The 26,349-nt window shown below is 66.5% G+C and carries 23 protein-coding genes; 13 read left to right on the top strand and 10 right to left on the bottom strand.

Features of this window, described 5'->3' with window-relative positions:
- Positions 1-98 precede the first annotated feature (98 nt).
- Positions 99-1,226, top strand: coding sequence for an ATP-binding protein (locus ACF3NP_RS08010; protein ID WP_236883585.1), 1,128 nt, complete (start codon positions 99-101; stop codon positions 1,224-1,226).
- The gene (locus ACF3NP_RS08005; RefSeq protein WP_181889859.1) at positions 1,223-1,846 is read left to right on the top strand and encodes a LuxR C-terminal-related transcriptional regulator; all 624 of its coding nucleotides are present in this window, start codon (positions 1,223-1,225) and stop codon (positions 1,844-1,846) included. The genes ACF3NP_RS08010 and ACF3NP_RS08005 overlap by 4 nt, the downstream gene beginning before the upstream one ends.
- Here the strand turns inward: ACF3NP_RS08005 and ACF3NP_RS08000 are convergent.
- The gene (locus ACF3NP_RS08000) at positions 1,843-3,714 is read right to left on the bottom strand and encodes an FAD/NAD(P)-binding protein (RefSeq protein WP_181889860.1); all 1,872 of its coding nucleotides are present in this window, start codon (positions 3,712-3,714) and stop codon (positions 1,843-1,845) included. The genes ACF3NP_RS08005 and ACF3NP_RS08000 overlap by 4 nt on opposite strands.
- Before the next feature lie 126 nt (positions 3,715-3,840).
- Between ACF3NP_RS08000 and ACF3NP_RS07995 the strand changes: the two genes are divergently transcribed.
- The 5 genes from ACF3NP_RS07995 to ACF3NP_RS07975 are packed head-to-tail and all read left to right on the top strand — an operon-like array spanning position 3,841 to position 10,160.
- Positions 3,841-5,472 carry a TIGR04028 family ABC transporter substrate-binding protein gene (locus tag ACF3NP_RS07995; RefSeq protein WP_301614604.1) on the top strand — a complete coding sequence of 544 codons (1,632 nt, stop codon included), beginning with the start codon at positions 3,841-3,843 and terminating at the stop codon, positions 5,470-5,472.
- A complete protein-coding gene (locus ACF3NP_RS07990) occupies positions 5,473-6,492 on the top strand; it encodes an ABC transporter permease (RefSeq protein ID WP_181889862.1) in 1,020 nt (339 codons plus the stop codon).
- A complete protein-coding gene (locus tag ACF3NP_RS07985) occupies positions 6,489-7,364 on the top strand; it encodes an ABC transporter permease (RefSeq protein WP_392398620.1) in 876 nt (291 codons plus the stop codon). The genes ACF3NP_RS07990 and ACF3NP_RS07985 overlap by 4 nt, the downstream gene beginning before the upstream one ends.
- The gene (locus ACF3NP_RS07980; protein ID WP_392398619.1) at positions 7,361-8,965 is read left to right on the top strand and encodes a dipeptide ABC transporter ATP-binding protein; all 1,605 of its coding nucleotides are present in this window, start codon (positions 7,361-7,363) and stop codon (positions 8,963-8,965) included. Before ACF3NP_RS07985 ends, ACF3NP_RS07980 begins: the two co-directional genes overlap by 4 nt.
- Positions 8,958-10,160, top strand: coding sequence for an alkylhydroperoxidase domain protein (locus tag ACF3NP_RS07975; protein WP_392398618.1), 1,203 nt, complete (start codon positions 8,958-8,960; stop codon positions 10,158-10,160). Before ACF3NP_RS07980 ends, ACF3NP_RS07975 begins: the two co-directional genes overlap by 8 nt.
- Before the next feature lie 13 nt (positions 10,161-10,173).
- Here the strand turns inward: ACF3NP_RS07975 and ACF3NP_RS07970 are convergent, their stop codons facing one another.
- Complete coding sequence (locus ACF3NP_RS07970; RefSeq protein ID WP_392398617.1) at positions 10,174-10,659, bottom strand: PspC domain-containing protein; 486 nt, start codon at positions 10,657-10,659, stop codon at positions 10,174-10,176.
- A gap of 291 nt (positions 10,660-10,950) precedes the next feature.
- On the opposite strand from ACF3NP_RS07970, the gene ACF3NP_RS07965 reads away from it, so the two are divergent.
- Positions 10,951-12,342: an RNA-binding domain-containing protein gene (locus ACF3NP_RS07965; protein ID WP_392398616.1), complete on the top strand. Its 1,392-nt coding sequence runs from the start codon at positions 10,951-10,953 to the stop codon at positions 12,340-12,342.
- Between the two features lie 91 nt (positions 12,343-12,433).
- Here the strand turns inward: ACF3NP_RS07965 and ACF3NP_RS07960 are convergent, their stop codons facing one another.
- Positions 12,434-12,850 (bottom strand): hypothetical protein, encoded by a 417-nt coding sequence (locus ACF3NP_RS07960; protein ID WP_392398615.1) that lies wholly within the window; start codon positions 12,848-12,850, stop codon positions 12,434-12,436.
- A gap of 176 nt (positions 12,851-13,026) precedes the next feature.
- On the opposite strand from ACF3NP_RS07960, the gene ACF3NP_RS07955 reads away from it, so the two are divergent.
- Together ACF3NP_RS07955 and ACF3NP_RS07950 are read left to right on the top strand one after the other, a co-directional pair.
- Positions 13,027-13,716, top strand: a complete 690-nt coding sequence (locus tag ACF3NP_RS07955; protein ID WP_392398614.1) for a hypothetical protein — start codon at positions 13,027-13,029, stop codon at positions 13,714-13,716.
- A complete protein-coding gene (locus tag ACF3NP_RS07950) occupies positions 13,713-15,266 on the top strand; it encodes a Y-family DNA polymerase (RefSeq protein WP_181889868.1) in 1,554 nt (517 codons plus the stop codon). Before ACF3NP_RS07955 ends, ACF3NP_RS07950 begins: the two co-directional genes overlap by 4 nt.
- Here the strand turns inward: ACF3NP_RS07950 and ACF3NP_RS07945 are convergent, their stop codons facing one another.
- A complete protein-coding gene (locus ACF3NP_RS07945; protein WP_202032267.1) occupies positions 15,267-15,854 on the bottom strand; it encodes an AMIN-like domain-containing (lipo)protein in 588 nt (195 codons plus the stop codon).
- A gap of 141 nt (positions 15,855-15,995) precedes the next feature.
- Here ACF3NP_RS07945 and ACF3NP_RS07940 point away from each other — a divergent pair, with 141 nt between their 5' ends.
- The gene (locus tag ACF3NP_RS07940; RefSeq protein ID WP_181889869.1) at positions 15,996-16,874 is read left to right on the top strand and encodes a sucrase ferredoxin; all 879 of its coding nucleotides are present in this window, start codon (positions 15,996-15,998) and stop codon (positions 16,872-16,874) included.
- Positions 16,875-17,076: 202 nt separating this feature from the next.
- Here the strand turns inward: ACF3NP_RS07940 and ACF3NP_RS07935 are convergent, their stop codons facing one another.
- The 6 genes from ACF3NP_RS07935 to ACF3NP_RS07910 all read right to left on the bottom strand — a co-directional run bounded on the left by ACF3NP_RS07935 (position 17,077) and on the right by ACF3NP_RS07910 (position 22,485).
- On the bottom strand, positions 17,077-17,847 hold the full coding sequence (locus ACF3NP_RS07935; RefSeq protein ID WP_181889870.1) for an HAD-IIB family hydrolase: 771 nt from the start codon (positions 17,845-17,847) through the stop codon (positions 17,077-17,079).
- 11 nt (positions 17,848-17,858) lie between these two features.
- Positions 17,859-18,560 (bottom strand): methionine ABC transporter permease, encoded by a 702-nt coding sequence (locus ACF3NP_RS07930; RefSeq protein WP_181889871.1) that lies wholly within the window; start codon positions 18,558-18,560, stop codon positions 17,859-17,861.
- Positions 18,557-19,585, bottom strand: a complete 1,029-nt coding sequence (locus tag ACF3NP_RS07925) for a methionine ABC transporter ATP-binding protein (RefSeq protein WP_181889872.1) — start codon at positions 19,583-19,585, stop codon at positions 18,557-18,559. Before ACF3NP_RS07925 ends, ACF3NP_RS07930 begins: the two co-directional genes overlap by 4 nt.
- A complete protein-coding gene (locus ACF3NP_RS07920; RefSeq protein WP_181889873.1) occupies positions 19,586-20,476 on the bottom strand; it encodes a MetQ/NlpA family ABC transporter substrate-binding protein in 891 nt (296 codons plus the stop codon). It lies immediately after the preceding gene.
- Positions 20,477-20,516: 40 nt separating this feature from the next.
- On the bottom strand, positions 20,517-21,410 hold the full coding sequence (locus ACF3NP_RS07915; protein ID WP_181889874.1) for a MetQ/NlpA family ABC transporter substrate-binding protein: 894 nt from the start codon (positions 21,408-21,410) through the stop codon (positions 20,517-20,519).
- A 94-nt stretch (positions 21,411-21,504) separates the two neighbouring features.
- Positions 21,505-22,485: a helix-turn-helix transcriptional regulator gene (locus ACF3NP_RS07910; RefSeq protein ID WP_236883586.1), complete on the bottom strand. Its 981-nt coding sequence runs from the start codon at positions 22,483-22,485 to the stop codon at positions 21,505-21,507.
- A gap of 72 nt (positions 22,486-22,557) precedes the next feature.
- Between ACF3NP_RS07910 and ACF3NP_RS07905 the strand changes: the two genes are divergently transcribed.
- Positions 22,558-23,115, top strand: coding sequence for a DinB family protein (locus tag ACF3NP_RS07905; protein ID WP_181889875.1), 558 nt, complete (start codon positions 22,558-22,560; stop codon positions 23,113-23,115).
- Between the two features lie 33 nt (positions 23,116-23,148).
- Positions 23,149-26,337 (top strand): error-prone DNA polymerase, encoded by a 3,189-nt coding sequence (locus ACF3NP_RS07900; RefSeq protein WP_181889876.1) that lies wholly within the window; start codon positions 23,149-23,151, stop codon positions 26,335-26,337.
- The last annotated feature ends 12 nt before the right edge of the window (positions 26,338-26,349 follow it).

Here is a 26,349-nt window from a genome sequence, read left to right as displayed (position 1 = left end):
GCGGGAGCGCGGGCCGCGGTATCGGGAACGACCCTGATTTTTCGTTTCAGGGTTTTCCCCGATGTGCCCTCAGGTGCACCCGTGCAACGATGGGGGTTATGTCTGCGTTGTATCCCCGGCTGACCCGGAACCGCTCCCGCCGCGTTGTGGCTGGCGTGGCCTCCGGTGTGGCCGACCACCTGGGGGTGGAGGACAAATGGGTGCGCCTGTTCTTCGTCGCGGCCAGCTTCGCGGGCGGGTTCGGCGCGCTGCTCTACGCCGGTTTGTGGATGTGTACGCCCCTGGGCGACAGTGGGGCGCAGCGCCAGCGCCCGGGAACGATGGATCTCGCGCTAGTGGTGCTCGGGTTCGCAGGGGCTCTTGTTGCGCTGCAGCTGTCTTCGGGCGCGGGCGCCACGGTGGTGTTCGTGCTCGGCGTGCTCATCGTCGGCGCGGTGATTGCGCTGCAGGCCTACGACCGCGGTACGGGGTCGTGGGGCAACATCGCCGCGCTGACCTTGGGTGCGCTGCTGGTCATGGCCGGGGTGCTGGCAGTGGCGTTTGTGGGCGAAAGCGCCGGGGTTGGCGGCGTGGTGGTCTCTGTGCTGGTCACGGTCGTGGGCGTGGCGGTGCTGGTTGTGCCGCTGATAGCCAAGCTGGCTAATTCGCTCGTCGCGGAGCGGGAGGCGAAGGCGGTGGCGGACCAGCGCGCGGAGATTGCCTCGCGGCTGCACGATTCGGTGCTGCAGACCCTCGCGCTGATTCAGAAGCAGGCAGGCGATGCGGATGAGGTCGCCCGCCTCGCGCGCGCCCAGGAGCGCGAGCTGCGGGCCTGGCTTTTCGACGACTCCGTGCCCAACCACACCACCACCTTTGCCGCCCTGCAGAAAGCGGCCGGCGAGGTGGAGGACGCCTTCCGCGTGGTCATCCAACCGGTCACGGTGGGCGAGGATGTCGCCTTCGACGAGCGCACCGAAGCGGTCGTGCTGGCCGCGAGGGAGGCAATGGTCAACGCCGCCAAGCACGCCGGTGTGGACACCATCGACGTTTACGCGGAGCATCTCGCGGGCAGGCTCGAGGTGTTTGTGCGCGACCGCGGTTCCGGCTTCGACCCGGACGCCGTCCCGGCCGATCGGCACGGTTTGCGCGACTCCATTGTGGGCCGCGTTCGGCGGGTTGGGGGAGAGGTGCACGTGGTGTCGTCGATAGGCAATGGCTCAGAGGTGGAGATAGCGTTAGAGCTATGACGAGCGTGTTCTTGGTGGACGATCACTCCGTGTTCCGCGCCGGGGTGAAAGCTGAGCTGGCGGACGCGGTGGACATTGTGGGTGAGGCCGGCACGGTTGCTGAGGCGGTGCGTGGGATCGAGCGCACGCACCCGGACGTGGTGCTTTTAGACGTGCACATGCCCGACGGCGGCGGACTGGCCGTGCTCAAGCGGGCACCGGGTCCGGCGTACCTGGCGCTGAGTGTCTCCGATGCCGCCGAGGACGTCATCGCGCTGATCCGCGCCGGCGCGCGGGGGTACGTGACCAAGAACATCGCAGGCGCCGAGCTCGCCGAAGCGATTGCACGGGTGCGCGGCGGGGACGCGTACTTCTCGCCGCGGCTGGCTGGGTTCGTGCTCGATGCCTTCGCCTCCGGACCGGTGGTGGAAGAGGACGACCCGGCAGTCGACTCGCTGACCCGCCGCGAGCTCGACGTGCTGCGGCTGCTCGCGCGCGGCTACACGTACAAGGAGATCGCCGAGCGGCTGTTCATCTCCGTCAAGACGGTAGAGACGCACGCGTCGAACATTCTGCGCAAGACGCAGACCTCCAACCGCCACCAGCTCACCAGGTGGGCGGTGGCGCGGGATCTGGGCTAGAGCACGCCCGCCTGGGTGAGCAGCGAACGTGCCGTCTTGTCCGTCTCCTGCAGCATCAGCGGGTCGGTGCCGGGCATGGGGGAGATGGTGGTGTCCGCCCACTGCTTGCCGGTGGGGATGCCCACGATGTGCAGGCGATCGTCCAGCTCGCCGTCGGGGTGGACGGTGCGGCGGGTGTCATCGTCGGTTTCCGGGGAGGCGGTTTCCACGCCACCTGGTGCGAACGGGCGCACGCGGCCGGCCTCGCGCAGCGATGCGGTTAGCGCGTCGGGGGAGGTGCGGATGTCGGGGCCGGGCAGAAAGGCGTCGGCAAGTGCGGCGGCGTGAACCGAGCGGGCGTGGCTGGCGGCAACGTACTCGCCGTCGGTGAGCTCCACTACCGGGTCGGGGCCTAAGAAGGTGACCAGGCCGGCGTCGAAAAGTGCGAGCAGCTCGCGGGTGCGGAACAGCGGCGGGCCGGAGCCGACCATCTGGCCGAACGCCATGTACTGCGCAAGTGCCGCCTCGCGGGGGCCGCGGCCGTTTCGCGTGGCGATCGCGCTGGGCTTGCGGCCCGCGGAGACCGCCCACAGGCCCGCCTTGAGCGGGGAGTCCCAGGCGGAAACGGCCTCGGCGATGTCTACCTCCATGCCCTCGGCGACGCGGCGGTTCAGCTCCTCCAGGTCCAGCTCCTCGGTCCCGGCGAGCGGGTCCACCCAGGCGGCCATGTCGAACGGCTCGGTGCTCAAGCCTTCGAGCGCCTCAGTCAGCGCGTTCGCGACCGGCAGGATGTCGTCCGGGGAAGCGACCGCGGAAAGGTCGGTGGCGTCGATGGCCGCCAGGATCTCGTCGAGGGCCGCGCTGAGCGCTTCTGGACGCACCCGGGCAAGCACGCGGTAGTACTCGGCGTAGGCGTCGCGGGCGAGCGCGGGCCAGAGGTCGCGGCCGAAGGACACCGGCGCCTCGGAGGCGTCGATGGCGGCGCGCAGGCGCGACAGGTCGGCCTTCGGCGGCAGGGAGTGGTACTCGGATTTGGGCAGGTAGGGGTAGCCGCGCCCGGAGGTGACCACGAAGTGAGGCTCCTTGCCGGTGGCCTCGTAGCGCAGGCCGGAGCGGGCTGCAGGATCCTCGACGAAGCGGCCGCCCCGGTTGATGGTGGCCAGCGCCATGAGATCGAAAAAGCCCATTCCCATGCCGCGCACCACAACGCGCTCTCCGGCCGGAAGCAGCGAAACGTCCTGCTCCACCGGGTTGCCCGGCGGGATGTAGGTCAGGCCCGAGTCGGCGAACTCCTGCTGCGCGGGCGTGGGGGCGGGCAGCACCCAGCCGGAGGCGATGACGGTGGCGTCGGCGTGGACGACCGTGCCGTCGGCAAGCGTGATGGCGTCTTGGGCGCCCTCGGCCGCAAGCGACACCGCGCGGGAGTGGTGCTCGACCACCTCGACTGTGTCCGGCAGCTGCGCGAGCGCGACCTTCCAGGCCCAGCGCAGGTACTCGCCGTACAGCGCGCGCGAGGGGTTGGATTCCGGGCGGGTGGCGCGCAGCTCCTCGTTGTAGTGGTCGGGGAGGGAGGTACCGGAGGCGTCGATAAGCGGGTGGCTTTCTTCGCCGCGAAGCGCCTGGATCCACTCGTACATGGTGGGGCCTTCGAGCACGGGGGCGGAAACGGTCGCGCCGGGTTCGGTGAACAGGGTGACCGCGCCGGCGAGGGTGTTCATGCACAGCGTGCGGGTTTGGTCGGTTTCCCAGATGCGGCCGGCGCCGAGTTGGGCGTCGTCGATGATGTGCAGGGTGAGCGTCTCGCTGCGGTCGCCCAGGTAGGCGGCGATGCGTTCGGTGATGGAGATGCCGCGGGGTCCTGCTCCGACGATTGCGATGGATGCTGCCACGGTGAAAAACCTCCACGATTTCTGTGAACTATTGATCGTATGTAGACTGACTAGTCTATTGCTGAAGAACCAGATTGTCTAACGGTGGTAATGTGCACTGCGCAACCGAAGAAAGAGGGCGATAACGTGCCTAAAACAAAGGTAGCCGCGACGCTTGCGCTCGGCGCGGCAGCCAGCCTGCTCGCCGGATGCGCGGCGGCGGCAGGCGGCGATGACGGTGACGTGCTCACCTACCTGGAGTCCAACTGGTTTAACAGCCTGTACCCGCCGGCCGCCGGGTTCTACCCCAACGGCGGCGTAGTCAACCAGCTGACGGACCGGCTGCTCTACCAGGACCCGGAGACCCTGGAGCTTGAGCCCTGGATTGCCACGGACCTGCCGGAGATCAACGAAGATGCCACGGTGTTCACCTTCGACATCCGCACGGATGTGACCTACTCCGACGGCACGCCCATGACCGCGCAGAACATCGTGGACAACTTCGACCTGTTCGGCCTGGGCGACAAGGACCGGCTCCTCAACGTCTCGGAGCAAATCTCCAACTACGAGCGCGGCGAGGTCGTCGACGAGGACACAGTGCGCTTTTACTTCTCCGCGCCCTCGCCCGGCTTCGCGCAGGCGACGTCCACCTACAACGCGGGGCTGTTGGCCGATTCCTCGCTCAAGCTGCGCAACGAGGACTTCGGCCCCGGCAACGCGGAAAACGTCATCGGCTCCGGCCCGTTCGTGGTGGACAGCGAGACCCTGGGCACCGACCTGGTGCTCAAAGCCCGCGAGGACTACGACTGGGCGCCGCCGTCGCTTGAGCACCAGGGGCGCGCGCGTATCGACGGCATCCACTACACCCTGGCCGCGGAAGAGGCCATGCGCTCCGGCGCGCTGCTGTCCGGCCAGGCCGACGTCGCGCGCACGGTCTCCCCGCCGGTGGAGCGCCACCTGAAGGACCAGGGCGTGCAGGTGGTCGCCGCCACCGCCAACGGCATGAACAACCAGCTGGCGCTGCGTTTCAACCACCCGCTTTTGCAGGACATCCGCGTGCGCCAGGCGATCATCCACGGGGTCAACCGCGAGGAGATCATCCGCATCCTGCTGTCGGATTCCTACCCGCTGGCCACCTCGTCCATGACGTCGAAGGCCCTGGGCTATGCGGAGCAGCCGGACGCGTACACCTTCGACCCGGATCAATCGCGCAAGCTTCTCGACGATGCCGGCTGGACCCCCGGACCGGACGGCATCCGCGAAAAGGACGGACAACGCTTGAGCTTGTGGGTCAACCACGCCCTGCCGCAGCCGCGCTCGAAGGAGATCGTCACCATGATCCAGTCCGACCTGCGCGAGCTGGGCATCGAACTCAACATGGTCGCCGGCGACCGCGCAACGCAAAACGCGGCGCAAAAGGACATCAACCGCGTCCAGCTCATGCACACCATGGTGGGCCGCGCTGACTACGACGTGATCGAGTCCTTCCTTTCCGTGGACCGCCGCGATTCGCTTCTGAACAACGCCGGCGACGGCGAACCCATCGACACCGAGCTGCAGGCGCTTCTGGACAAGGTGGTCTCCACCCCGGACGACGCCGGCCGCGCCGCCGCCTCCAAGGCGGTGCAGGACCACCTGACCGAAAACGCGTACACCCTGCCGCTGTTTGAGGAGCCGCAGGTGTACGCGGTTGCCCCGCACGTGAAGGGCTTCGGCACCGAGGCGGTGGCGCGCCCGAGCTTCTACTCGGTGTACTTCGACCGCGAGGAGGACAAGTAGATGGGCAAGTACGTACTCAAGCGCATCGGCCAGGCGCTCATCGTGCTCCTTTTGGCCTACACCCTGGCGTTTTTCCTGCTGTCCGCGCTGCCTTCCGACGGCGTGGCCGCCCGCTACGCGGACCCGGCCCTGGGCCTGTCCCAGGCGGAAATCGAGCAGATCCGCGAGCAGATGGGCGTGGACAAGCCGCTGATCCAGCAGTACTTCGCCACCCTGGGCGGGCTGTTCACCGGCGATCTGGGCTACTCGGTGGCATCCGGCACGCCCGTGTTCGACCTGATCACGGACGCCGCGCCGCACACGTTCGCGCTTGCCGCGACGTCCGTGGGTTTAGCCATCGTGGTGGCGCTGGCCACCGCGTACGTGGCCACCCTGCCGGGAGCTGGCGCGCTGCGCAGCGCCGTGCGCGCCCTGCCGTCGTTTATGGTGTCCCTGCCGGGGTTCTGGATCGCCATCTTGCTGCTGCAGTTCTTCTCCTTCCGCCTGGGCTGGGTCAACGTGGTTGACCCGACCCCGCTGGAGGGGCTGATCCTGCCCACGCTCACCCTCGCCGTACCCATGGCCGCGCCGCTGATGCAGGTGCTGATCCGTTCCATCGACGAGGTCCGCGCCCAGCCGTTCGTGCAGGTCGTGCGCGCCCGCGGCGCGAGCGAGGCCCGCATCTTCTGGCGCGACGTGCTGCGCAACTCGCTTCTGCCTGCGATCACCATGGCCGGCCTGCTGTTCGGCGAGCTGGTCGGCGGCGCCGTGGTCACCGAGACCGTCTTCGGCCGCGCCGGGCTGGGCTCGCTGACCGTCAATGCCGTGTCCAGCCGCGACATGCCTGTGCTGCTGGGCGTGGTGCTCATCGCGGCCACCGCGTACGTGGTGATCAACCTGATTGTGGACCTGCTCTACCCGGTGCTGGACGTGCGCCTGCGCGACCAGGCCGCGGCGCAGACCGCGACCACCCCGGCGGCCCGTGATGAGCAGACCGCCGCACACACCTCGGCTACGACCGCAAAGGAGGCCGTCCGATGAGCACGACCAACCTGGTGCACAACCAGCGTGCGCCGCAGAAGGACCACCGGCCGCGCAAGGTCCGCAAGCACCGCCGCTGGAGCTCGCCGGCGACCATCCTGTCGCTGATCGTGCTGGCCATCGCCGCGCTGTGGGCGATCGTGCCGGGCGTCTTCGCGCCGCACGACCCGTACAACGGCGTCGACGTGGCACTGCTCGGCCCTAACGGTGACTACATCTTCGGCACCGACGCGGTGGGCCGCGACCTGTTCTCCCGCGTGGTGTACGGCGCGCGCCAGTCGCTGCTGGGTGCGGTGATCGCCGTGGCCGTCGGCCTGGTGCTGGGTACCCTGATCGGCCTGATCGCCGGCACGCAGCGCGGCTGGGTGGACACGGTGCTGATGCGCCTGGTGGATGTGCTGCTGGCCATCCCCGGCATCCTGCTGTCGCTGTCCATCATCATCGTCACCGGCTTCGGCTCGCTGCAGGCGGCGTTCGCCGTCGGCATGACGTCGGTGGCCACGTTCGCGCGCCTGGCGCGCTCGCAGGTGATCCAGATTGCGGGCGCAGATTTCGTGGAGGCCGCCTACGGCTCCGGCGCCACCCAGACCCAGGTGCTGTTCCGCCACGTGCTGCCCAACTCGCTGACCCCGGTGCTGGCGCTGGCCGCGCTGCAGTTCGGCACCGCCATCTTGCAGCTGTCCATCCTGGGCTTTTTGGGCTACGGCGCGCCGCCGCCGACCCCGGAGTGGGGCCTGCTCATCGCGGAAGGCCGCGACTTCATGGCAACCGCTTGGTGGCTGATCCTGCTGCCCGGCCTGGCCATCGTGGCCACCGTGATGTCTGCCAACCACCTGTCCCAGGTGATCCAACAGGAAGGTGATGCGAAGTGACCACGCCTCTGCTTGATGTCAGCGGCCTGACCGTCGCGTATGGCGACGCGGACCCGGTGGTTCGCGACATCTCGTTTTCCGTCGAGGCCGGGAAGATGACCGCCATTGTGGGTGAGTCCGGCTCCGGCAAAACCACCTCCGCGATGGCGGCGCTGGACCTGCTGGGACCTTCCGGCAACGTGCTCTCCGGCAGCATCCGTTTCAAGGGCGAGGAGCTGTCTGGCCTGTCCAACGCCGAGTGGCGGAAGTTACGCGGCACGAGGATCGGGTTGGTGCCGCAGGACCCGAACAACTCGCTCAACCCGTTGAAGACCATCGGCGCCTCGGTGGAGGACGGGTTGGCAATTCATGGGGTCGGTGATGGGGCGGAGCGCCGTCGTAAAGCAATTGCCCTGCTGGAACGCGTGGGCATCGACGACCCGGAGCGCCGCTACAACCAGTACCCGCACGAGCTGTCCGGCGGCATGAAGCAGCGCGTGCTCATCGCGGCCGCCGTGGCGCTCGAGCCCGAGGTGCTGATTGCAGACGAGCCGACGTCCGCGCTCGACGTGACGGTGCAGAAGACCATTCTGGACCTGTTGGACGAGATGCGCGCTGAGCTGGGCCTTGGCATCGTCTTCATCACCCACGACCTCGCCGTCGCGGGCGACCGTGCGGACGATGTGGTGATCATGGAGCGCGGCCGCGTGGTCGAGCACGGCCCGGTGGGCCAGGTGCTGACCAGCCCGCAGCAGGACTACTCGAAGCGCCTGCTGGCCAACGTGCCCTCGCTTGCGGTCGCCGATGCCTATCGACGTCCTCCGGTCACCCCCGACACCCTCCTTTCCGTCAGCGGGCTGACTAAGCGCTACGGCGACTTCACGGCGGTCGAGGACATCTCCTTCGACGTTGCGCGCGGCTCCACCCACGCCCTGGTCGGCGGCTCCGGCTCCGGCAAGACCACCACCGGGCGCGCGATCGCCATGTTCAACCAGCCCACCGCGGGAAGCATCACCCTAGACGGCACGGAGCTGACGGGGCTAACACCAAAGCAACAGCGGGCCCTTCGCGGCCGGGTGCAGATGGTGTACCAGAACCCGTACTCCTCGCTGGACCCGAAGATGCGCGTCGGCGAGATCGTCGCCGAGCCGCTGCGCAACCTCGCCGGCGCATCGAAGCGTGAGGCGCTCACACGCGCCGACGAGTTCTTGGCGCGCGTGGCGCTGGACCCGGCGAAGTTCGCCTCCCGCACCCCGGCGCAACTGTCCGGCGGGCAGCGCCAGCGCGTGGCCATCGCCCGTGCGCTGATCGTGGAGCCGGAGCTGGTGGTGCTGGACGAGGCCGTCTCCGCCCTCGATGTGACCGTGCAGGCCCAAATCCTGGAGCTTCTGGAGGACCTGCAGCGCGAGCTCGGCCTGACGTACGTGTTCATTTCCCACGACCTGGCGGTGGTGCGCCAGATTTCGGATACCGTGAGTGTATTCAGCCGCGGCCGCCAGGTGGAATACGGGGCGACCAACGACGTGTTTGCACACCCGCAGCACGAGGTCACCCGCGAGCTCATCAACGCCATCCCCGGCACCGTGTTCCGCGCCCGACAGTTAGGAGAGTTTGTTGTCTAATACCACCGACATTATTGACGCCCTTGCCGAGACCCCGGCCCAACTCACCGAGCTGCGCCGCCGCCGTCCCGAGGCCGTGGACAACGCCCAACGCAGCTTCGAGGCGCTGTTCGAGCCCACCGACGACGTGCTGATTCAGGCGCTGCCGGTGTCCACCCGCTACGCCGTCGCCGCGTTCATCGCCGGCGTCTCCGGCGCGAAGCGCGCCGCGGCGTTCTACACCGACCTGCTTGCGGACGAAGACGAGTCGCTCGTCGCCGTAGTCGACGATGCCGTGCGCGCAGGTGTGTCCGCCGGCCCCTACGCCGGCGGCGACTTCGTGACCTTCGGCGAGGGGGCTTTGGCCGCCGCGTTCGACTTCGCCCACCTGCTCACCTTCCACCCCAAGGACGCATCCCCCGCGGCGATCGGGCACCTGCAGGAAGCGGGCTACAACGAAAACGCGATTGTCTCGCTCGGCCAGCTGATCGCCTTTGTGGCGTTCCAGCTGCGTGTCGTGCACGGCGTGCGTGTGCTGGCGGGGAGCGGCGGGGCGCCGGAGGGCGTCGATAGGCGAGCCGGCGTTGCGGATCCCGGTTGGGCGCCCGCGGAGGCCACCTTGCAGCCCGAGGTGGTCGCGCCCGAGAAGTTTGTGGCGCACTCGCTGGGCTGGAAGCCGTGGGTGGCGCCGCTGGAAAAGGACGAGTTGACCGACGAGCACATTGACGCGCTGATCAAACCCGAGCGTGCCGACATGGAGTACTTCCGCTTGCTCGCGCGCGACCCGCAGGCGCTGAAAGCCCGCACGCTGACGGATCTGGACATCTTCTACAACACCGAAGGCGGGCTGGGCCGCGCCGAGCGCGAACTCGCCGCCACCGTGGCCTCGCGCCTCAACGGCTGCGAGTACTGCGCCTCGGTGCACCAGGGCCGTTCCAAGGAGGAAGGCGGCGACGCGGAGGCCATTGACACGCTTCTCGACGAAGGCGTCACCGCCGACCTGAACTCCGGGCTGTGGAACGCCATCCGCGACTCCGCGGTGGCGCTGACCCGCACCCCCTACGAGTTCGGCGCGCCGCACGTGGACGCGCTGCGGGCCGCTGGCCTGGACGACCTGGCGGTGCTGGACGTGGTGAACTCGTCCGCGTTCTTCAACTGGGCGAACCGGCTGATGCTCACCCTCGGCGCGCCGGACGTGCCGAAGCGCTACCGCTAGTTGGTTTTGCTGGCTAGCGCCAGACCAGATCGTCGTTGCTGTTGGGGCCTGCCGGCGGCTCCGGCTGGCGCGCGTAGGTGAAGAACCAGACGAAGAAGAACGCGGCGAAGCTGATCAGGGTGCCACGCAGGTCCCCCGCCTGCCCGGCCGCGGGCAGGAACACGATCAGGCCGAGTAGCAGCCACCACCCGGGCTTGCGTTCCTCGATCTCGTGCGGGGTGAGCTGCTCCTTCGGCGTGACGATCGCCTTCGCCGGGGTGATGTTCATGCCCACGCGCGGCATGAATATCCAGCACAGCAGGTAGGCGAAGATACCGCCGCCGAAGACGAGGCTGAGGATGACAAACGCGATGCGCACGGCCACCGGGTCGACGTTGTAGCGCTCGCCGAAACCGGCGCAGACACCGGCGATGACGGCGCGCCCACCCTCGTCCTTCGGGATGCGGTGCGGGCGCGTGTCCCACATGTGTTGAAGCGATGTCGAAGATCCTTGAGCCATGTGCGCCATTATCCGTATCTCCGCCGGACTTCGCAGCCGGGGTTTTGGTGCGGCGGGGCTGGGGCGGGGCTGTCTTGCTGTGGCGATTGCGCCGTGCCACCCACAGACCCCCAGTGACAGACCCCGAGTATGCGCCGATTTCGGCTTTAATAGGGCTTTGCTACTAGGGGTCTGTGCGAAGGTGCTCCTGCGGAGCTCGAAAGCTACTAGAAAGCTACTCGAAAGGGAATGTTTCTAGGTTGAGCTGCGAAAACTCGTCTACTAGAAAGCCTTTCGAGTAGAATTCCTCGCGTGAACCCCGAAAGAAACTATCGAGATGATCCGAGCCTCCTCCTGCGTCTGCCGGAAGATCAATGGTTCGAGCGAAAGTCTTTCCGTATCAAGCCGAAAGATCTCGCCAAAACCATCGTCGGCATGGCTAATGCGGAGGGCGGCATTATTGCTGTCGGAATTACTGACCGGGAGTTCGATGGGGTGCCGACGCCTAAACAGGACAATGATTTGAGACAAACATCGCTCGACCACACGGATCCAACCGTGCGTGTTCGGATCGAGCCGTTTGATGTCGGCGACGGTGCGCAGGTTTACCTGTTTCATGTGGACCCGAGTGAGCGTGTGCATTATTTGCGGTCGGGGGACTGTTTCCTGCGTGTCGGCGACGAATCTCGGTTGCTGAATGCAGACGGCATTCTCGAACTGCGTTACACCAAGGGCGAGCAGCAGTTCGATGCGACGGTACCGCCCCGTGTCGATATGGGTGATATCGATATGAAGGCAGTTGGTGAATATGCAAGCGCTATTGGTTCCTCATCCGCTGAAGACGCTCTCAGGGCAAGAAATCTCATCGACCGCGAAGGCAGGCCCCGTACAGCAGCACTCTTACTTTTTGGTAAAGACCCGCAAGAGTTCTTTCCTAATGCGCATGTCCGAGTTCTTCGGTTCGGTGAGGATGAACGGCTCGCGGGTCACCAGCAGCAGCTTTTGGCCGATGAACGGTTCGGGGGCCCGTTGCCGCAGCAAATTCGGGCAGCTCAGCAGATGATTGAGGGAATGCTGCCTCAAGTTCGGAGACTGGGGGCTTCGGGTTTGTTCGAGGATGAAAACCTTATCCCGCACGACGTTTGGCTTGAGGGTTTGGTAAATGCTGTCATTCACCGGTCGTACAGCATGGCTGGCGACCATGTGCGGTTTGAGATCTATCCATCTCGCATCGAAGTTTCGAGTCCGGGACGCTTTCCCGGGTTGGTGGACCCCACACGGCCCGAATCTATTGCCCGTTTTGCACGCAATCCCCTCATTGCTCGCGTGACGGCGGAGCTTCGGATTGGCCAAGAACTCGGCGAGGGTATTCGCCGTATGTTCGCTGGTATGCGGCGAGTGGGTTTTGCGGACCCGATTTACCAGCAGACGAGCGGAAGTGTTCTGCTTACGTTGAAGGCGGTTCAGCGGCTTGATCCGAAGACCGCGGACTCCCTCCCGCCTCACGCTGGTAGCGTCCTGGCAGTCATGCAAGCGAAAGGCAGGCCAATGTCTACGGGGGAGGTTGCGGATGCTTTGGGTATTTCAAACCCCCCTGTCCGCCGCGCGTTGAAAGCGTTGCGGGAAGAGGGGCTTATTCAATGGCGCGGTAAAGGTCCGCGGGACCCTCGGGCAGTGTGGCTGCTGGAGGGTCCGTTGCGGTAGCTCGAAAGCTACTCGAAAGGGAATGTTTCTAGGTTGAGCTGCGAAAACTCGTCTACTAGAAAGTCTTTCGAGTAGATTCTTTCGAGTAGTTCTATGCGTACGCGAGGCGCCGCGACCCGTCCACATGCGGGTACAGCACCCACGCCGCCGCGGCCGCCAGCACGCCCGCAACCCACGCGCCCACCGCGGGCCAACCGGCCAGCGGCGCGAGCATGAGCAGCAGCCACCACAGCATCAGGGGGAGCACCATGCCTATCGACGGCACCCTAGCCACGCCCTTCTCCTCCGCGAACGCGCGGAGCTGTTTGCGGTAGGGGTGCAGCAGCGTGACGGCGACGGCGGAAACGACGCACAGGATCGCCACAACCGCTTTGATATCCAGCGATGCCTGCGAAACCATCACACCGATGGATCCGCCCACGCCGAGCGACCCCAGCGCCCGCACGACGGTCGGGGTGGGGATCGGCGTGACGCGGTTGCGGACCTCTGCTGCGCTGATCGGGATCATGCTGGGCAGCTTAACCGGTCAGCTTCGTGGCGCGACTATGTGCTTGCGCGGGACAATATATACGCAAATATGTTCGACCAGGGGCGTTGCCTGTGTCGGCCCCGGGGTGCATACTGTCTGGCGTGAGTGGAACACCTATTCGAGCTGCGTCGGCAGCGGCGGCAAACCTGGCGGTTGTGGATGAACCGTCAGGTCAGCCCTCGCGCGCCGACCAGATCGCCGAGCTGCGCGCCCGTATGGCCGCTATCGGCGGGGAGGTTCCGCAGCAGGTCGTCGAGGACGCGGAGACCCTGATGGTGGCGGGCGGGCTTTCGCTCGTGCTGCCGAACGGGGGCCTGCCGCGCCGGGCGGTCACGCACGTCAGTGACACCCCGGCGCTGATCGTGGAGCTCATCGGCCAGGTGGCCCAGGCCGGCGGGCGCGCAGGCGTGGTGGGCTGGCCGGAACTGTCCTACGCCGGCATCGGTACAGGCGACGACGCAGACGCGATGGAGCGGGTGGTGGCGGTGCCGGACGCGGGCCTCGACGACTTGAGCGTCGCGGGCGTGCTCGCCGAGGGCCTCGACCTGGTGGTGCTGCGCACCCGCAGCCCGTTCCAGCTCACCCCGGTTCGCGCACGCCCCCTGCTCGCCCGGATCCGCAAAGGCCAGGCAGCGCTGGTGTGCGTGAACGTGGAAGTGCCCTCGCCGGCGCTGACCGTCACGGGCCAGCTCGCGCAGTTCCACGGCATCGGCCGGGGTACAGGCCGCATCACCGGCATCGATTTCGACGTCCGCGCGCAGGCCAAGGGCTACCGTCCGGCGAGTGCGCGGGTGACGCTGGGCACCGGAGGCGTCGAGAAGCGAAGGCTCCGGGCCGTCACATGAGGGCCGCGGCGCTGTGGTTCCCGGACTGGCCGGTGCAGGCCGCGCGGCTGGAATCGGGCGATGAGCTGGCAGAACCGATCGCGATCGCAGCGCAGCACCGGATAAAGGTGTGCTCGCACGCCGCACGCCAGCTGGGTATCCGCCGCGGGATGCGGGTGCGCAACGCCCAGGCGGTCGCGCCCGAGCTGACGGTGATAGAGGACAACCCGGACCGTGACGGGCGCATGTTCGCCTCGCTGGCCGCCAGCTTCGACGAGGTCGCCGCCAGTGTGGAGGTCTTACGCCCCGGGCTCGTGGTGGTGGATGTGGACGCCGCGGGCCGCTTTCACGGGTCCGAGGACAAAGCGCTCGAGATGCTTATCGACGCTGCCTCGCGCCGCGGCATCGACACCCAGGCAGGCGCCGCCGACGAGATCGCCACCGCGCTCATCGCCGCGCGCGTCTCCCAGGTGGTCCCACCCGGTGGCTCGGCCGAATTCCTGGCCGCGCAGCCGCTGGGCGTGCTGATGGCGGAAGAGTCGCTCGCCGCGGACATGGACACCGTCAAAGCGCTCGGCCAGCTGGGCATTTCCACCCTCGGGGAGCTGGCGAAACTGCCGCCGAACGCGGTGACCACCCGCTTCGGTACCAAAGGCATGCGCATCCACCGCATCGCCTCCGCCGCGCCGGACCGCCGCGTCGCCCCGGAGCTGCCGGTGGAGGACCTCGCTGTGGCGATCACGCCCGAGGACCCGATCGAGCGCGTGGACGCAGCCGCGTTCGCCGCCCGCGCCCTTGCCGCCAGCCTGCACGAACGGCTCAAAGACACCGGGCGAAACTGCCTGCGCCTGAAAGTTGTCGCCGAGCTCCACGACGGCACCCGCGTCGAACGCGTCTGGCGCACCCGCGAACCACTCACCGAAGCCGCCACCGCGGACCGCGTGCGCTGGCAACTCGACGGCTGGCTGACCAACGGCGGCTCCGGCGCAATCACCAGCCTCATCCTCGAGCCGCTCGAATTCGCCCCGCCGGAACCAGTGGGGGAGCTGTGGTCCGACGGCGCCTCCACCGATACCGCGCGCCGGGTGGTCGAGCGGGTCCAATCCCAACTCGGCATCGACGCCGTACTCCAACCGCGCCTTGTCGGCGGGCGCGGGGTGGCCGAGCGCGTGGCGATGGTGCCGTTCGGGGAGGAACCGGAGGACGTCGATAGGCAATCGTGGCCCGGGGCGATCCCAAAACCCCTGCCCGCGCGCCTCGGTGGCGGCATCGACCACCCGGCCTCGCGCATCATGCTTATCGACGCCTCCGGTGCCCCCGTCATCGTCACCGCCGAAGCGATGCTGAGCAGCGAACCGTACGGGCTGGCCTGGGGCGAGAAGCGCTATCTGGTCACCGGGTGGGCGGGCCCGTGGCCCGTGGACGCGGACTGGTGGACGCAAACCGAGCTGCCCGCAGGCCGCGTCGCGCGCATGCAGGTCGTGGGCCGCGAAGGCGGAGAAGAAGGTGCCGTGACCGGCTGGCTTTTGGTGTGGAGTCGGCGCAGCTGGCGCGTCGAGGCTGTGTATTAGCTACTTCTGGACGATGTCCACAACAACGCGCTTCGGGTTCTCCAGCACCTGCACCGAGTACGGCAGCTCAGAGCGCAGGCCCACCACGATCTGGCTGCGGCCCTCGTACGTGCCGGCGCTGATCACGTCGATGACGTTGCCGGTGTCGCCCGCCATGGTGACCGGGACGTTGTTGTCTTTGCCCAGCTCAAAGGGGTAGACGGTGCCGTCGACGTTGATGTTGAGGAAGAAGTTGCCCGCCACCTGCAGTGGCTGGCCGACCGTCTCCTGCATCGGGGTGGAGGTGTAGTCCACGAACCAGCCCGGGTTGCCGTCGCCCTCCAGGTCCACCACCACGCGGTCGAAGCCCTCGTGCGCGCCGACACGCACGCCGACCACGGCCAGGCGCGACGGCACCGAGGGGCGCTGCGTCTTCGGCGCCGGGTCGGCCGTGCCCAGCGGCTGCGCCTGCGTAGTGGGGGAGGAAATGCTGCCCATCAGGGTATTTCCGGCACCGTCGCTGACGGCCCCGCAGGCGCCGCACGCGGCAGCGACCGCCACGCACGCGCCCGCGAACGCCGCGCGGGAAAGACCGGAAATTTTAAACACCCAGTCACCGTAGCCAGCGGACAGGTGAGATCAAAAAGGAAAAGAGCGAAATCGCAAAAGGTTATACAACCGTTATAACTTGGTGTGGTGTCTAAGAGGTGGTCTCGGAGGCAATTTTGCTCTCTTGGCTATGGTGGGGACATGCAACAACTGCCCTGCTCTGACGTAGAGGTTGAACCGCTGCCGGGGACCGCCAAGCCCGGCTCGGTGTACGTGCTTTTCGAGTGGCCGGAAGCCTGGCCCCGCGACGTCATGGGCGACGCCGCCCTCGGCGAAGAACTCACCGCCAAGCTCAAGCCGCTGCTCGAGGCACATAACGCGACGCTGCTGCTGATCCGCCACCCAACGCGCGAGGGGCGCAATATCAGCGACCACCACCTGTACCTCGTCTTCGCCGACGAGGCAGTCACCGAGGTCAAGCACATCGATGGCCCCGACGAGCTGCTGGATCTGGACCTCTCCGGCCCGGGCCGCAACGGCGCGGAGCGCCGCGAGCGCCCGCTGCTGCTCATTTGCACCCACGCCAAGCGCGACCGCTGCTGCGCGGTAAAGGGCCGCCCCATGGTCAACGAGCTGCACGCGCGCCACCCGTTCGGCCCCGGCAACGACGTGGTGTGGGAGACCTCCCACATCAAGGGCCACCGCTTCGCGCCGACAATGCTGCTCATGCCGTGGGCCTACAGCTTCGGCCGCATGAACGTCGAGGCCACCGACGCCATGCTTACCGACGCATCCGAAGGCCTCTACTTCGTCCCAGGCAACCGCGGCCGCGGCACCCTCGGCCCCGTCGAGCAGGTCGCCGAGCTCGCCGTCGCCGCCGAGGTGCCCGGCGCACGCTACGGCCAGTTCGATGTCGCTGCGTCTGATGACGGCTCCGCTCTGGTCACCGACACCGCGTCCGGCCAGGTGTACGAGGTGCAGCTGGAGCAGCGTCCGGTGTCCGGTGTGGTCGACTCGTGCGGGAAGGCGCCGAAGGAGAGTACGGCCTGGGTCGCAGCGTCGGTGACCCTGCGGGGTTAGCTTCCTGCTTCCCGCGCCGCCACAGATCAGGTTTCGGGGGTGTCCTGGGCTGGTGCTGCGGATCGTCTAGCAGCGTCGCCACCCTGCTAGACGATCAGGCCGATACCGACAAACATGTTCATCATCACCTGGGAAAACTTGTCCGCGTTTGTCGGACCGTCTAGCAGTGTTCTCCCGGCTGCTAGACGATCTGTGAGGGGCGCTACATGTACTCGCCCAGGACCTCCGACACGGAGCCGATGACGCGGTCTGTGGCGGCGCGCACCTCGGCGGGCGAGTGGTGGAAGCTGTGGGAGGTATCTGCGATGGCGTGCATGGGCAGGTCGTTCCAGGAATCGCCGAATGTGTAGAGCTGGAGGGATTCGCGGGGGAGGCGGAGCTCGTCGAGAAGCTGCAGGATGCCTGAGCCCTTGGAACGGCCGGGGGCCATGAGATCGATGTAGTCCTGGTTCTGCGCGACTGCGACCTCGCCGAGCGCGGACGCCCAGTCGACGACCTCCGCACGCAGGTCCGCGTTACCCGGCACCCAGATGGGCACGAGAACAAAGCGGTGGTCGGGGATGTCCGTGGGAGTCATCTGCTGGAAATTTGCGGTGGCTGAGTTGGTGATGCCAGTGTTGTCGACAAACACCCCGTCGACGTGGCCCAGGGTGGTGCCGAAGATGGCCAGGCCGTCGCGGGAACCGAAGGTGTCCAGAGTCGCCCGCAGTACGTCCCTTGAGACCTCGTGGCCGAAGATGAGCTGGCGGTTCGCCCCGTCCGTGGCGGCGCCGCCGTTGGACAGCACCTGGTAGTCGAACGCGAGCCCGCTGCCGCGCATCCCGTAAGCGAGGGCGGTGCGGGAGCGGCCGGTGGCAGAAATGGCGAGATGCCCGGCTTTACGCCAGGCATCTATCGCGGAGATGTCCTCCTCGTGGAAACCGTGGGGAGGGTGGTGGAGAGTGCCATCGAAGTCGAACGCCGCAACCTTCATGGCACCCAAACTTACCGGCGCATGACCTTCTTGGACAGCCAGTTGCCCAGGAACTGCGCCAGCTGCACGATGACCACGATGACCAGCACCGCAGCCCAGGTGACCTGAGGCTCGAACGCGCGGTAGCCGTACACGATGGCGAAGTCGCCCACGCCGCCGCCGCCGATGTAGCCGGCCATGGCGGACATGTCGATCACCGCGATGAAGATGAAGGTGTAGCCCAGGATCAGCGGGCCGAGCGCCTCCGGGAGGATCACCGAGGTGATGATCTTCCAGGGTCTCGCGCCCATGGAGCGGGCAGCCTCGATGACGCCCGGATCAATGGCCACCAGGTTCTGCTCGACAATGCGGGCGACGGTGAACGTGGCGGAAAAACACATCACAAACGTCGCCGCGGCGCGGCCGATGGTGGTGCCCACCACCTGCAGGGTCAGCGGGTAGAGCATCGCGATCATGATGATGAACGGGATGGGGCGGAAGAAGTTCACCGCCACGTTGATGATGGTGTACACCGCCTTGTTCTGCAGGATGCCGCCCGGGCGGGTGGTGTACAGAAACAGGCCCAGAAGCAGGCCGAAGAATCCGCCGACGACCATGGTGATGGCCACCATCCACAGGGTGTCGCCGATGGCTTCGAGGAAGGTGGGGCCGAGGGTGTCCCAGTTCGGCTCAGCGAGGATGTACTCGGTTACGCCAGTGCTTGACGGGTTCATCGGGTGATCTCCTCAATCTCGGTGCTTTGCTGCAGGGTGGCCAAAAACTCGTTGATGGCGGCATCGTCGCCGTTGAGGCGCACGGTCATCTTGCCGAAGGAGCGCTCCTGCAAGGTGGTGATGCCGGCGTGCACCGGCTCCACCGACACGCCGCGCTCGCGGGCGGCTTCCGCCGCGCCGAAGAACCCGGAATCCTCCGTCAGATCCACGGTGAACAAGCGGCCCGGCTTGGCCAGAAGCTCGCGGGCCTCCACCTCGTCGGGGCGGTTGCGCAGGCTGGTGGCGGCGAAACGCTGCGCCACAGAAGTCTGCGGGTTGGCGAACACATCGTAGACGCTGCCGTACTCCACCACCTGGCCGTCCTCCATGACGGCGACTTTGTCGGCGATGGAGCGGATGACATCCATCTCGTGGGTGATCACCACGATGGTGATACCGAGCTCCTCGTTGACGCGGCGCAGCACCGCGAGCACCTCTTGGGTGGTTTCGGGGTCCAGGGCGGACGTGGCTTCGTCGGCAAGCAAAAGCGACGGGTTGGTCGCCAGCGCACGGGCGATGCCGACGCGCTGCTTCTGGCCGCCGGAGAGCTGCTCCGGGTAGTTCTCGCCGCGCTCGGACAGGCCGACGAAGTCGAGCAGCTCGGCGACGCGGCGCTTGCGTTCCTGCTTGTCCACACCGGCCAGCTTCAGCGGGTACTCGATGTTGCCGGCGGCGGTGCGGGAGGAAAAGAGGTTGAACTGCTGGAAGATCATGCCGACGTTGCGTCGGATCTCGCGCAGTTTGCGCTCGGGCATGCCGACGACGTCGGTGCCGTCGAGAAGCAATTGCCCCGAGGTAGGCATGTCCAGGCCGTTGATGAGGCGGACAAGCGTGGACTTGCCGGCACCCGAATAGCCGATCACGCCGAGGATCTCGCCCGGCTCGACGGTCAGGGTGACGTCGTCGACGGCTTTGACCTCGCGGTCTTTGGTTTTGAAGACCTTGGATACGTTCCGGAACTCAATCCGGGTGCCGGTGTGCGTCATCTACTTGTACTCCTCCACAAGGTGGTCGAGGATCTCGTTGAGGTCCTCCTTGGAACGCTGGACCTGCACGGCGGTGCCGTTGGAATCCTCGTTGAGCGCCGCGGTGACTTCCTCGGACTGCCAGACGTCCACGATCTTTTCGTAGGTCTCGTTGTCCAGGTCGTCGCCGGAGACGGTGAAGACGTTGATGTACGGCTCCGCCAGCTCCGAGTTCGGGTCGTCCGCGGCCACAGAGGAGGCCGGGTCGATGCCCGCGCGCGCCAGCCAGTTGTTGTTGATGACAGCCGGGCGGCCCTCGTTGTAGGCGTTCGGCGTCTGGGACGCATCCACGGCGACGACCTTGACCTTGGAGGCGTCCTTGTCAATGTCGGCCGGGGTCGGGGTCAGCTTCGGCGCGCCGTCGCGCAGGGTGACCAGGCCGGCCTGGACCAGCACGTTGATCGCGCGGCCCTGGTTGGACGGGTCGTTCGGGATCGCGACCTCGGTGTCCTCGATGCCGTCGAGGGAGTCGTGGTCCTTCCAGTACAGGCCCAGAATGTTGATCTCGCCCGAGCCGATGATGCGCAGGTCCTCGCCGGCGGTGGCGTTGTACTGGGCCTGGTAGTTGATGGTCTGGAATTTCGAGATCTCAATCTGGCCCTCGACCTGCGCCGGGTTTACCTGCGGGTACTCGGTGAACCGCATGATGTCTAGGTCGATGCCGGCCTTCTGCGCCTCGTCGGCGAAGACACTCCAGGCCTTCTGGTCGGCGTCGGTGGTGCCGATCTTCACGGTGACCTTGTCGCCATCGCCATTGCTTGTCGACGACTCCGTCTCCGACGAGCAGGCCACCAGCCCGGTGGCCGCGATGAGCGATGCCGCTGCAGCGGCGATAACGCGCTTGGTACGCATAAAGCGTGCTCCTTTTGCTTAGTTGGGTGTTTGCGGAGACTTACTTGTTCTGGAGGCGGTCCAGAATCTCGTTGAGCTCAGCCTTGTCGCGGTAGACCGGCACGGAGGTGCCCTTGGAGTCCTTCGCAGCAGCCTCGGCGACCTCCGGGGTCTGCCACAGCTCGACCAGCTTGTTCAGGGTCTCGTCGTCGATGTTGTCGGCCTGGGCGGCGAAGACGTTGATGTACGGCTCAGCCTCCTTGGACTCCGGGTCGTCCTCGAAGATAGCCAGACCCGGCTCGATGCCGGCGCGGTCCAGCCAGGTGTTGTTGATGATGGCCGGCTTGCCCTCGTTGTAAGCGGACGGGGTCTGGGACGCGTCCACCGGGGTGACGGTGACCTTGGAGGCGGCCTTGTCGATGTCCGCCGGGGTCGGGGCGAGCTCGTCTGCGACAGTGTCGCTCAGGGTGAGCAGGCCAGCCTGGACCAGCACGTTGATGGCGCGGCCCTGGTTGGACGGGTCGTTCGGGATGGCGACGGACTCGCCGTCGATGCCGTCGATGGAGTCGTGGTCCTTCCAGAACAGCGCCAGCGGCACGATCTCGGTGGAGCCGACGATGCGCAGGTCGTTGTTGGAGGCCTTGTTGTACTCGGCGAGGTACTTGATGTGCTGGAACTTGTTCACGTCCAGCTCGCCCTGCGCGAGCGCCTCGTTGACCGGGGAGTAGTCGGAGAAGGAGACGATGTCCAGGGTGATGCCGTTGTCCTTGGCCAGGTCCTTGAACACGCGCCACGCTTCCTGGTCGGCCTCGGTGGTGCCGATCTTGACGGTGACGTTGTCGCCGTCCTTGGCGGCGGTGTCAGCGGTGTCGTCGGACTCGTTGGAGCAGGCGACCAAGCCCGTGGTGGCGAGGGCAGCCGCGGCAACGGTTGCGAGGGTGCGCTTGATACGCATTGGGGTCTCCTTGGGTAGGGAATCTATGACGGGTCAGAATCTAGCACCCTATGTACCGCTTAGTCTATTTTTTAGAACGAAGCAGTTTGCGCTTCTATGCCTGGGCCAATAAAAGCGCAGCTTGTCCGATGTTGTGCAACGCCGTTCGAAGGTGGTCTGACTCTGCGCTCGCATCCAACTTCATCCTGCAGTCCAGGTCGCGGCATACCCAAAGAAGGTGCCATGCAAGATCGTCCCAATCTGGTGCGCCGGTGACGAAAGTACATCCATTTTTGGCTACCTCTAGGTCGGTGCGATAGGGAGGGGGGATCCGTTCGGCCACCAGCTCGGGTGAGCTTTCCAGCTCCACACGGATGACGCAGGGATAGCGTTTTGCGATATCGCTGCTGAAGTCCGGGGGTGGTGGAACTTTCGGGGTGAAACCCCAGCATGTTGTTTGTGCGTTGCTTATTCGGTCGAGGCGAAAAGTGCGCCAGTCGTCTCTGCTTTTGTCAAATGCTTGGAGATACCAGAGCTCGCCTTGGGTCATGAGCCGGGCTGGTTCAACTTCCCGCGTGGATGATGTGCCGTTGGGCTTGCTGTAGGTGAAACGTACGAGCGTGTGGTCCCGCTGTGAAGTGGCGAGTTGGGTGAGTAGTTGTAGTTCGACGGTCGGGCGCTCATGGGGGAGCGCCGTAGTTGCGTTATCAACCGCTGATGCTAGGGCTCGCAGGTGGGGCGGCAAGATGTGATCAATCTTGGCCAAGGCGCGAAGTGCGGCTGTTCCAGCGTTGTCGGTGCCGTTCAGGGCCATCATGCGCAGACTCGCGACGAGCGCGACGGCCTCGGTGTCGTCGAGGAGTAGGGGCGGTAAATGGCGACCAGTGCCCAATTGGTAGCCGCCCTCGATCCCGCTGCTGGAATTGACCGGGTAGCCCATATCGCGCAACCGCGCGATATCGCGGCGCACTGTGCGCTCTGTGACGCCGAGCTCAGAGGCGAGGGCGCTTGCTTGCCACGTGGTTCGCGCTTGCAATAGTCCCAAAAGCTGGAGCACGCGCTGCGTCGTATTTGCCATGCGGTCATTCTTCTCCATGCTGCGGACAAAAGCTGTCCTCAACGGGGCTTAGGGTTCCGGTTGGAAAGTGATCAACAGGAAGGAATACCGATGTATTTTCCGCGCAAAGACAATGAGCTAGACACGCTTTGTAACTATCTTGACGTGCAGTTAGATGCGCTGCGGGCTAGCGCGTTTGGGCTTGACGACGATGCTGCGAGGCGCACTCCACTCCGCAGTGCGCTGAGCATTAGCGGACTGCTCAAACACGTCACGTTTGTCATGGTGGGGTCGCTTTCCGGTGCCGGTGTTGCCGGGTATGAACACTCGCAGGCCGACTTTGCAGCCAGCTTTACGCCGACTGCCGAAGAGACGCTGGACCGCATCTTGGAACGCTTCGATAGCGTGCGAGCTGACTATATGGAGATGTGTCGCGGTGGTGACCTTGAGGCGGAACTGCCGGTGGGGCCGTTCCCGTGGTACGGCATGGATGAGCCGCAGGTAGCTAAGTTGCGCTACATCTACGTGCATGCGGTGGAGGAGTTCGCCCGCCATGCCGGGCATGCGGACATCATTCGGGAGCAGATTGACGGTGCGCAGGCTGCAGAGTTGCTCGCAGCGATCGAGGGGTGGGAACCGAACGAATACATCACCCCTTGGAGTAAGTAGCACACAGTTTCGAACAGTGGTAGCGTTCCCGCTATGAGGTTCAACGGGGGAGCGCCGCTGTCGTGGTCGCGGCTCGAACGCATCCTCTCCGGCCGCCCAGGCCCGGAGCCGGTGCCGGTCGGCCACACCGGCACGCCCGCAGGCGCCGCGTACGGCAAGGCGGAGTCGACGTCTCCATCGCGCGAGCGATGCCTATCGACGACACCGTTCGCCGAGCTGCACACCGTCAGCTCGTATAGTTTCCTCGGCGGGGCGAGCGAACCGGAGGACTTGGTGGATCGGGCTGTTGAGCTGGGGCTGAGCGCGGTGGGGCTGCTGGACCGGGACGGGTTTTACGGCGCGGTGAAGTTCGCGGAGGCGGCCGCGACGGCCGGGCTGGACACCGTCTTCGGGGCGGAGCTGACGCTCGGCGACACCGTCCTGCCCGTGATCGCCCGCGGGCCGGAGGGGTACAAGCGCCTCTCCCACCTGATGGCGGACGCGCACATGGCCACCCGCGAGAAGGACAAGGTGGCCTACCCGCCGCTGGAGCTCATCGGCGATCAGCTGGGCGGCACCTGCGTCGTGCTCGCCGGCTGGCGCTGGGCGGGAGAAATCGACCACCTGGTCGACGTGTTCGGCGCGGACAATGTGGTGCTGGAGTACGAGGTGTCCATGACGCCCGAGGACGCGGACCGGCACGCAGCGCTGGACCGGGCACGAGACGCGCACGCGGAAAAACACGCACGCGAACTCCCCGCCATCGTCACCGCGATGCCGGCCGCGGCCACACGCGACCAGGCCCGGCTGGCCCAGGCGAAGCGGGCGTTGGCTAGGCGCGAGTCGCTCGCCCAGGCGCACGGGGACCTGCACCCGATGGGGGCGAACTGGCTGCGCTCCGGCGACCAGCTCCAACGCATGTACCCGGGGTGCGAGGACAAGCTCGCCTACAGCGTCGAATTAGCCAAACGCTGCGCGTTCACCCTCGACCTGGTCGCGCCGGAGCTGCCGCGCTACCCCACGCCGGACGGCCGCAGCGAGATGGACCACCTGCGAAATCTCACGCTGGCGAGTGCGCAGTTTCGCTATGCGTCGCGGGGACCGGAGGTGCGTCGTAAAGCAATGGCCCAAATCCGCTACGAGCTGGAGGTGATTGAGGAGCTGAATTTTCCCGGCTACTTCCTCATCGTGTACAACCTGGTGGATTTCTGCGCGAGGCAGAACATCATGTGCCAGGGGCGCGGGAGTGCGGCGAACTCGGCGGTGTGCTTCGCGCTGGGCATCACTAATGTGGAGCCGATCGAGGCAGGTCTGCTGTTCGAGCGTTTCTTATCCCCGGACCGCGACGGCCCGCCGGACATCGACTTGGACATCGAGTCGGGCCGGCGCGAGGAGGTGATCCAGTACGTCTACGACACCTACGGGCGCGACAACGCGGCGCAGGTGGCCAACGTGATCACGTACCGGACCAAGGGCGCGGTGCGCGACGCCGCTCGTGCTTTGGGGTTCGCGCAGGGCGCGGCTGATAGTTGGGCGAAGGGGATGACGGAGGTACCGGAGGCCGTCGAAAAGCTTGCGGCGCAATTGAAAGGGCAGCCGCGCCATCTGGGCATCCACTCCGGCGGCATGGTGATCTGCGACCGTCCGATCGCGGACGTGGTGCCCGTGGAGTGGGCGCGCATGGAAAACCGCTCGGTGGTGCAGTGGGACAAGGACGACTGCGCCTCGGCCGGCCTGGTCAAGTTCGACCTGCTCGGCCTGGGCATGCTCGAGGCGCTGCACCACATGGTGGATCTGGTGGAGGAGACCACCGGCCGCACGGTGCACTTGTGGGAGCTTCCGCTTGACGACGCCCACGTGTACGACATGCTCTGCCGCGCCGATTCTGTCGGCGTGTTCCAGGTGGAATCGCGCGCGCAGATGGGCACCCTGCCCCGGTTGAAGCCGCGCCGGTTTTTCGACCTGGTGGTGGAGGTGGCGCTGATCCGCCCGGGACCGATCCAGGGCGGATCGGTGCACCCGTATTTGCGCCGCCGCGACGGGCTGGAGCCGGTGGAGTACGACCACCCGGTGCTCGAGCGCGCCCTGGGCAAGACGCTGGGCATCCCGTTGTTCCAGGAGCAGCTCATGCAGATCTGCGTGGATGCGGCAGGCTTTTCCGGCCGCGAGGCCGATGCGCTGCGGCGGGCCATGGGGTCGAAGCGTTCACCGGCTCGCATGGCGGCGTTGAAGTCGCGGTTTTTCGAGGGGTGCTGGCGCACCAACGAGATTGGCTCGGAGGTCGCCGAACGGCTGTGGCAGAAGATCGTGGCCTTCGCCGCCTACGGGTTCCCGGAGTCGCACTCGCAGTCGTTCGCCTCGCTGGTGTACTTCTCCGCCTGGTTTAAGCGCCACTACCCGGCGGAGTTCTGCGTGGGGCTTTTGCGCGCGCAGCCGATGGGGTTCTACTCCCCGCAGTCTTTGATCCAGGACGCGCGCCGCCACGGGGTGGAGGTGCTGCCGGTGTGCGTGAACAACTCCGGGTGCGAGGCGCGGTGCGTGGACTCCTCGACGATCCGGGTGGGGTTGGGGTTAGTGCGGGGCCTGGGTGCGGACGCGGCTTTGCGGATTGAACAGGCCGCGCCTTTCGACGGGATCGCGGACCTGGCGCGCCGGGCCGACCTGTCCGTGGAGCACGTCGAGGCGCTGGCCCGGGCGGGGGCGCTGGACTGCTTCGGGGGCACGCGCAGGCAGGCGCTGTGGCAGGCGGGCGTGGCCGCCACGGAGCGCGAGGGCATGCTGCCCGGGTTGTCGTCGGTGGTGGCGCCGTCGCTGCCCGGCATGAACCCGTTTGAGCTGATGGCCGCCGACGTTGTGGCCACCGGTGTCACGCCGGGGCTCATGCCGGTGGAGATGGTGCGCGAGGCGTTGTCGGCGCAGGGGGTGGTGCCGGCGGCGGAGTTGTTGCATGGGGTGGAGGACGGCACCCGCGTTCGCGTGGCCGGCGTGATCACGCACCGCCAGCACCCAGCCACCGCAGGCGGGGTGACCTTCTTGGGCATGGAGGACGAGACCGGGCTGATCAACGTGGTCATCTCCGTCGGGCTGTGGAACAAACAGCGGGTGTTAGCGCGCACCGCCAAGGCGCTGGTCGTGCGCGGGATCGTGCAAAACGCCTCCGGTGCGGTGTCCGTGGTGGCGGACCGGCTCGAGCCTCTGGCGATGGGGGAGCTGCTCTCCCGCGGGTCCCGGGACTTCCGGTGATGGGGTACAAGT

The organism is Corynebacterium lehmanniae (assembly GCF_043161975.1).
In the GTDB taxonomy this organism is placed as follows: domain Bacteria; phylum Actinomycetota; class Actinomycetes; order Mycobacteriales; family Mycobacteriaceae; genus Corynebacterium; species Corynebacterium lehmanniae.
The sequence above is the reverse complement of the archived record's forward strand: the minus strand, read 5'-3'. Positions and strand labels throughout refer to the sequence as shown.